The 7,291-nt window shown below is 58.1% G+C and carries 5 protein-coding genes; 2 read left to right on the forward strand and 3 right to left on the reverse strand.

The features are described from left to right. Window positions 1-33: 33 nt before the first annotated feature. The gene (locus BDO18943_RS31930; RefSeq protein ID WP_175025425.1) at window positions 34-1,182 is read left to right on the forward strand and encodes an acyl-CoA dehydrogenase family protein; all 1,149 of its coding nucleotides are present in this window, start codon (window positions 34-36) and stop codon (window positions 1,180-1,182) included. 143 nt (window positions 1,183-1,325) lie between these two features. On the opposite strand, the gene BDO18943_RS31935 is transcribed toward BDO18943_RS31930, so the two are convergent. The 3 genes from BDO18943_RS31935 to BDO18943_RS31945 form a co-directional block, all read right to left on the reverse strand. Further along, complete coding sequence (locus BDO18943_RS31935) at window positions 1,326-1,958, reverse strand: helix-turn-helix domain-containing protein (protein ID WP_175025426.1); 633 nt, start codon at window positions 1,956-1,958, stop codon at window positions 1,326-1,328. A 266-nt stretch (window positions 1,959-2,224) separates the two neighbouring features. After that, window positions 2,225-3,361 carry an acyl-CoA dehydrogenase family protein gene (locus tag BDO18943_RS31940; RefSeq protein WP_175025427.1) on the reverse strand — a complete coding sequence of 379 codons (1,137 nt, stop codon included), beginning with the start codon at window positions 3,359-3,361 and terminating at the stop codon, window positions 2,225-2,227. A 484-nt stretch (window positions 3,362-3,845) separates the two neighbouring features. Continuing rightward, window positions 3,846-5,531: an acyl-CoA synthetase gene (locus BDO18943_RS31945; RefSeq protein WP_321533716.1), complete on the reverse strand. Its 1,686-nt coding sequence runs from the start codon at window positions 5,529-5,531 to the stop codon at window positions 3,846-3,848. 615 nt (window positions 5,532-6,146) lie between these two features. On the opposite strand from BDO18943_RS31945, the gene BDO18943_RS31950 reads away from it, so the two are divergent. Next, window positions 6,147-7,268 (forward strand): tannase/feruloyl esterase family alpha/beta hydrolase, encoded by a 1,122-nt coding sequence (locus tag BDO18943_RS31950; protein WP_175025428.1) that lies wholly within the window; start codon window positions 6,147-6,149, stop codon window positions 7,266-7,268. Window positions 7,269-7,291: the final 23 nt, after the last annotated feature.

Genomic DNA, 7,291 nt, shown 5'->3' on the forward strand with positions numbered 1-7,291 from the left:
GCTAGCTGGCGTTCTACTAGGAAAATCACATCTATGACGATTCAATTCAACCGCTCGTGGAGTGATCCCGATCTCGAGCAGTATCGCGACACCGTCGTACGGTTCATCGAAGAGGAAATGCTTCCGCACGACGAGGCGGCTCGCCATCGCGGACACGTCGGGCATGACTTGTGGCGGAAAGCTGGAGCACTTGGGATCCTGTGCGCCGATCTCCCGGAGGAGTGGGGCGGTGCAGGGGGCGACTTCCGTCACGAAGCCGTATTCCATGAAGAGATGGCTCGACGAGCACTCTCGGGCATGAATGCCTCCGTGCACGCGATCGTGGCTCACTATCTCTTGAACCATGGCACCGAAGCGCAGAAACGTCGCTACCTGCCGCGTCTGATATCGGGCGAACTGGTCGGCGCGATTGCAATGACTGAACCGGGCGCCGGATCGGATCTGAAGGGTATTCGTACTCGGGCCCAGCGCGGGCAGGACGGATGGTGCATCAATGGCGCCAAGACGTTCATTTCGAACGGCCTTCTCGCTGGCCTTGTCCTGGTGGTGGCGAAGACGGAGTCGGGTGAGGGTGCTCGCGGCATTTCGATCTTCCTCCTGGAGACAGCCGATTGCGCCGGCTTCCGGGTCGGACGGTTGCTGGACAAGATCGGCATGAAGGCGCAAGACACCGCCGAGCTGTTTTTCGACGACGTGCTTGTCGGTGAGGACCAGATCCTCGGCGGACTGCCTGGACAGGGGTTTTACCAACTGATGGCGGATCTTCCCTACGAACGGTTGCTCATCGGCGTGATGGCCCTGGCAGCGATGGAGGGTGCGTATGAGGAAACACTGGCCTATGTGCGTGATCGGCAGGCATTCGGACAGGCAATTTCCGCTTTCCAGAACACCAGATTCAAGCTTGCCGAGATTGCCACGGAGATCCAGGTCGGGCGCGCCTTCATTGATCGCTGCGTGCAGGACTTGCTGGTTGGTCGTTTGGATACCGCAACAGCTTCGATGGCGAAGCTCTGGGGATCGGAGACTCAGGGTAGAGTGGTTGATGCGTGCTTGCAGTTGTTCGGCGGCTACGGCTATATGAACGAGTACACGATAGCGAGGATGTACACGGATGCCCGCGTTCAACGCATCTACGGTGGCACGAGCGAAATCATGAAGGAAGTGATCGCACGCGCATTGTGATCGTGCATGTTGCGCCGAGCATCGTGCACGGCGTACGAACTGCAAGCGAGGCCCTGGGAACTGGTCAAGTTCGTAGGGCCTTTTGTGTTTCCGACTCGAGCTCGCGATGACGGCTCGGCTGAGTATGATCCTCCACGAACCCGTCAGCCAACCGAGTCGCGCGAACGTGGCCGGCCCCCAAATGACCATGTCAGTGCCGGATACCATGCGAGCGTGGCGACGCGCGTCGCGCTGCTGCCGAAATGCTCATCGAATGTGTCGTTCAGACGTGCCGCCGATGCGAAGCCGAGCTGGTATGCAAGTGCGTGCAAGTCATCGCATGTCTTCGGGTACTCCAGCAATGCCAGTAGTGCACGCATCAAGCGTTGTTCACGGACGATCGCTGTGAGTGCGTTATTTTCACGGAACAGTTGTCCGGTCAGATCTCGAGGGCTCATCTGCATCCGTTCCGCCGTGAACGGAACCGACCACTCCAAGGCAGGATCACTGAATACCGCACGGGCTACTCGGACTGCGAGGACGGGCGCCGCGGTCGTGTCCCACGAGTCTGCCGCAACGTGCTCGACGTGCCTGTCAATGGTGAGATGTAACTCGTAGCCGATTCTCGGATCAATAGCGGTTGCGCCTTCGTAGTGAAGGGTACGATACGGCCCGAGGACGGCTGACCGCCCCTGTGTCAGTACACCACGGCGCCGCTCACCGGCGAGCAGGTGATGTCCACGCCGAGCGCTCAAATGGATGGGAAACGGCAGACGCAGGTTGTAGAGGCGCAGCAAGCGACCGCCACGCGTGGGCAGTCCTCGGACGGGGGGCGAGTTCGCATCAACCACTGTCGGCGAATGAGCGGTGTGAATCATGTTGGAAGATCGACGAGCGTTGCGTCGTCCGTCACGCCTCTGGTCCGGCGGGGCGGAGCGCTATAAAGATCCTGCAAGGATTCTGCGTGTCCGATTTGCAGAATGCTCGAGGTGGCAACGTACCGATAGTCATATTCTGCTGGCCAAGCCTGACCAGCAGAATTTTCCGGGAGAGCCGATCGAGGTTACTCCTCTGCGAGCGCCCGGCCGATAACCAGGCGCTGGATGTCGTTGGCCCCTTCGTAAATCTGGCAGACTCTGACATCGCGATAGATTCGTTCGACCGGAAAATCCGACACGTAGCCGTAGCCACCATGGATCTGAATCGCATTCGAACAAATGCTTTCGGCCGCCTCGGACGCGAACATCTTGGCCATCGATGCTTCTTTGAGGCATGGCAAACCGCCATCCTTCAGCTTCGCCGCACGCCATACCATCAAGCGGGCTGCGTCGAGTGACGTTGCCATGTCGGCAAGCCGGAATGAAACTGCCTGCTGTTCGATGATGGGCTTGCCGAAGGCCTCTCGCTCTTTTGCGTAGTTCAACGCTGCCTCGAATGCAGCGCGCGCCATCCCGACCGACTGCGCAGCGATGCCGATTCTTCCAGCCTCCAGATTGGACAATGCGATGCGGTAACCGTCACCCGCGTTCCCCATCAAGGCGGATGCGGGAACCCGGCAATCTTCAAACAGAATTTGCGCGGTATCGGAGGCATGCTGCCCCATCTTTTCCTCGATTCGGCCAACGATGTAGCCCTTCGTATGCGTCGGCACCAGAAAGCAGGATATGCCGTGCCTGCCGGCTCCTTTGTCGGTTACAGCAAACACGATCGCTACGTCAGCGTTCTTTCCCGTCGTAATGAACTGCTTCACGCCGTTGATAACCCAGTCGTCGCCGTCGCGTACTGCGGTCGTTCGGATTGCTGCCGCGTCTGATCCCGCGTGTGGTTCTGTCAGGCAGAAGCACCCCAAGGACTTCCCTTGCGCCAACGCGGGCAGCCATTCTTCTTTCTGCTGCGTCGAACCGTACTTGAGCGTGATGCCACATACGAGTGAGTTTTGAACGCTTACGATTGTGGATGTAGCGCCATCGCCTGCTGCGATTTCCTCCAGCGCGACGGCCAGGGAAAGATAGTCCAGACCGGTGCCACCCCATTCTTCGGGGACCACGACGCCCAGTGCACCGAGTTCGCCAAGTTCCTTCAGTGCATTGGACGGAAACGTGTGGTTGCGACTCCACTCTGCCGCATTCGGCGCAAGCCTCTCTTGGGCATAAGCATGCATGGAGTCGCGAATCATCTCCTGCTCATCATTCAGCATCATTCCTGGCTCCGTGTTTTAGTCGAATTTTAATTTGGGCAGACGTTCTACGACCCACGTCTGCGTGGCAGATTTCACATCCGAAAAATCACATCGGATTACTAATGTAATGACCGATGTTTGATTGGCGATTTCGGGTGAACGGGGTAGCGGCGGCGCAAGCTCACGCGCGCTTCATCAAACGCGCATGGCTGGCCGTTTGAGCGAAGGCGGGAATACCCGCCACACCCGATCGGGGTGGCGGAAAAAGTACATCCTCAAGAGTTGCCCCGGACTGGTGAGCTCGACGTACACGCATCGTCGACTGCCGCGCCCGGCCACGCGAACCACTCTGGTTTGCGTGGCTGAGGGCTGTCCCAGCCAATGCTCGACAAGCGCATGCAGGGATTTCGCTCCTGTACTCATTTGATCACCAATCTCTTCCTTGGAATTCGTCCCATTACCACTCGAAAAAAATCGGGAAGAGGTTGCGGGCGTGTCTGGTACATCAGGAGTTTTCGCGAGCAAGATACTGCTTTCGCAATTCGCCCTTCTGCAGTTTTCCGGTTGGGGTCCGCGGCAATGCATCGACGAAGTCAACACTCTTGGGTGCCTTGTACGAGGCAATTCGTGACTTCGCGAAGTCTATGATCTCCTTCTCGAGCTCCGTCGTTCCTGCATAGCCTTCTGCGAGGGTGACGACAGCCTTTACTCGTTCTCCCATCTCCGGATCGGGGATACCGATTACTGCCACATCCAGAATGGCGGGGTGGAGTGCGAGCGCGTTTTCGACTTCCTGCGGATAGATATTGACTCCGCCGGAGATGATCATGAAGCCCTTTCTGTCGGTGAGGTAAAGGAAGCCATCCTCGTCGACATGGCCGATGTCGCCAACCATCGTCCACGTCGAATACATCGGGTGTTGGGTCGCACGTGTTTTCTCGGGGTCCTTGTGATACGAGAATGGCGTCGTTTCACGCTCGAAATAGACGAGCCCATCCGATCCAGCGGGCAGTTCATCACCGCTCTCGTCACAGATGTGAATTTTTCCGAGTATCGAACGCCCAACCGACCCCGGCTTCTTCAACCATTCCGATGGGCCAATGGTCGTAATCCCGTTCAGCTCCGTGCTTGAATAGAACTCGTACAGTACCGGCCCCCACCAATCCATCATCTTGCGCTTCACGTCAACAGGGCACGGTGCTGCCGCGTGTATTGCGACTTTCATGCTGCTGACGTCATACGCGCTTCTGATGTCGTCCGGGAGTTTCAACATCCGGACGAACATTGTCGGAACCCATTGGCTGACGTTCACACGATATTTCTCGATTGCCTCAAGTGCTGTTTCGGCATCGAATTTGTCCATCACGACGACGGTGCCGCCCATGGCCTGAATCGCAGCGCAAGTCCGCAGGGGGGCAGCATGATAGAGCGGAGCCGGGGAGAGGTACACCGTGTCGCTGCCGCACCCGAAATGTCCGCCGAACATGGCGACCATGCTGTCGCCGGCGTCCGACACTTGACGGTCGGGCAGCGGAAGTCGCACCCCCTTCGGGCGTCCGGTTGTTCCCGAAGAATAGAGCATGTCTGCACCACGGGGCTCGTACTCGGGTCGCTCCGAGGACGCCGTTTCCAACACGGAGCTCATTGAAACCGAACCGGGCAAGGCTTGGTCAAAATGCACGACATGCGAAAGAGACGGGAGGTCGGCCCATGCACGTGCGAGATCCTGCCCCACGTCTCCGACAAAGAGACATTTCGCCCCAGAGTTCTGGAGGATGTACTCGATCTCCTCGCTCTTGAGGTGGAAGTTGATTGCCGCGACGTAAAGCCCCGAGCGCTGTGCTGCCCAGTAGACGTCGAATATGCGGTGGTCGTTCTCTGAGAGGATGGCGACGACGTCACCTCTGTTCATCCCTTGCGCGCGAAGCCAATTCGCGATCCTGAGAGATCGGTCTTCGAGCTCGGAAAAGGTGACATGCAGCCCTGATGCAGCCATGATCGCGGCAGGCTTCGAGGGGTGGGTTTGGGCGTGCGTTCCGGGGTACATTGCTTTTAGGAAAGTTGAGTTTCTCTGAAGACGAGATCCAGCTTGGAGGGCATTTCGGATCAACAAGAAGGCGGTGTCGAGGGCGACTTCCGGATCACGAACGAGTTCTCGGTGTTTGCGAGGACGCGTGACACCCGGAGACATGGGGGGCGTCTCGCCGCAGGAGGGGTGCCGCATCGCATTGCGAAGGGCGTGAAGAGTCGACGGTTATCGACTCCATGAGCATGTTGACCTGGCACATCGTCTCTCTCCATCTCACATCGTTCTGCGAACAAGGGCCCATGCGACCACGCTCTTGACAGACTAATGTCAGCGCTCCGTCTGGCCCAAATCCTACTTCGGAGTATATACAATACTTCAACGTAAGAACAATGCCGATTGTGTGTTTGTGTGTCATCGGTAGAGACAGCTACTAAAGCGGGCTATCGACAAATACCGTGGCTCGTCACTTGATTCATTGCATGTCGGTGACATCTTCGTGTACCGCCACCAATTTCTCGTACCAATCCATGGCCAAGCGTTGTGCAAGGCGCGTCGCGGTTCTTTGTAATGTTGTTCATAGGAACTAGATCTCCATGGAACCGGTCCTCCGTCACATGTTGGTCCCTTTGGGTTGGGGTATCTGCTGAGTCGTTAGTTCTGCGCACTGCGATCTCGTCTGTTTCGACGATGGTCTCACCTACGCGAGTGCGCGCCTAATCCGTGTGCCGGCCGCGATGCACATCGCTGGTCGGCACACTTAGACAAGGTGGAGACAACATGACCGACGAATATCAGACAACCTCGAGCTTCTACAGAGGGTTGGCCGCGACGAGCATCGTGGGCGCGGTGGTGGCTTTGGGCCTCACCGCTTGTGGGGGGGGAAGTGACAACGCTGCGGCACCAACGCCGGCGGCTCCGACTTCGATGCAAGTGCAGAATGCTGCGAGCGCATGTTCTGCTCTTGCTGGCGCAACCGTTCCGGCCAGCGCCATTGCACTGCCAACGCAAGGCGCGGCGATCACATCCGCATCACTGGTCGCAGCCGATAGCAAGACGGGCCTTCCGGACTACTGCCAAGTGCTTGGCAAGGTGCTGGCGACCAATTCCGCAGATCCCGCGATCAACTTCGAAGTCAATCTCCCGACGACCTGGAACTTCAAGGCATTGCAGTTGGGAGGCGGGGGCTTCAATGGGCTGCTTGTGACCGGTCTTGGTGGGCAGATAGGCGGCGTGCCCAACTGGCCATCCGACGAACAGCAACCGCTGTCGATGAACTATGTAACCTTCGGCAGTGACGGCGGAACGACCCTAGACGGGTCGTTCGGTCTTAACGCTCAAGCACTCGCCAACTATGGCGGGGAGAGCGTCAAACGCACGCATGACACGGCGCTCTATATCATCAACGCGTTCTACAAGACCGCGCCACATCGCATGTATCACATCGGGCACTCCAAGGGGGGGCATGAGAGCCTCGTGGCGGCGCAACGGTACGCAAGCGACTATGACGGGATCGTCGCTTACTATCCTGCGAACCAGAATCAGGCCATGGTGATGTCGTGGTTCCGGATGTGGAATGCCGCATATTCAACCAGTGGCGGGGCGCTCGATCCGGCCAAACAGGCTCTGGTTCGGGCCAAAGTGCTGGCCACATGCGACGGACTGGACGGTGTCGTGGATGGCATCGTGAGCAACACTGCGGCTTGCCAGGCCACATTCTCGATTAACAGCTTGCGCTGCTCCGGCGGAGCGGACACCGGTGATACTTGCCTGTCCGACGCTCAGATCAATACGTTGATGACTGCGGCGACGCCAATGGAGTTTGCTTTCCCGCTGGCTAACGGAGTCACTAGTGCAGTGTTCCGTTCTGTTTGGAACTTAAGCGACTGTTGGCGCGAATGACCTTCTGCAAGATGTCGCGCGCG

The sequence above is a fragment of the Burkholderia aenigmatica genome, assembly GCF_902499175.1.
Taxonomy (GTDB): Bacteria; Pseudomonadota; Gammaproteobacteria; order Burkholderiales; family Burkholderiaceae; genus Burkholderia; species Burkholderia aenigmatica.

Coding starts and splice junctions, on each gene's coding strand:
- BDO18943_RS31940 (WP_175025427.1), bottom strand. CDS start 3,361: ATGATGCTGAATGATGAGCAGGAGATGATTCGCGACTCCATGCATGCT.
- BDO18943_RS31930 (WP_175025425.1), top strand. CDS start 34: ATGACGATTCAATTCAACCGCTCGTGGAGTGATCCCGATCTCGAGCAG.
- BDO18943_RS31945 (WP_321533716.1), bottom strand. CDS start 5,531: ATGTCTCCGGGTGTCACGCGTCCTCGCAAACACCGAGAACTCGTTCGT.
- BDO18943_RS31950 (WP_175025428.1), top strand. CDS start 6,147: ATGACCGACGAATATCAGACAACCTCGAGCTTCTACAGAGGGTTGGCC.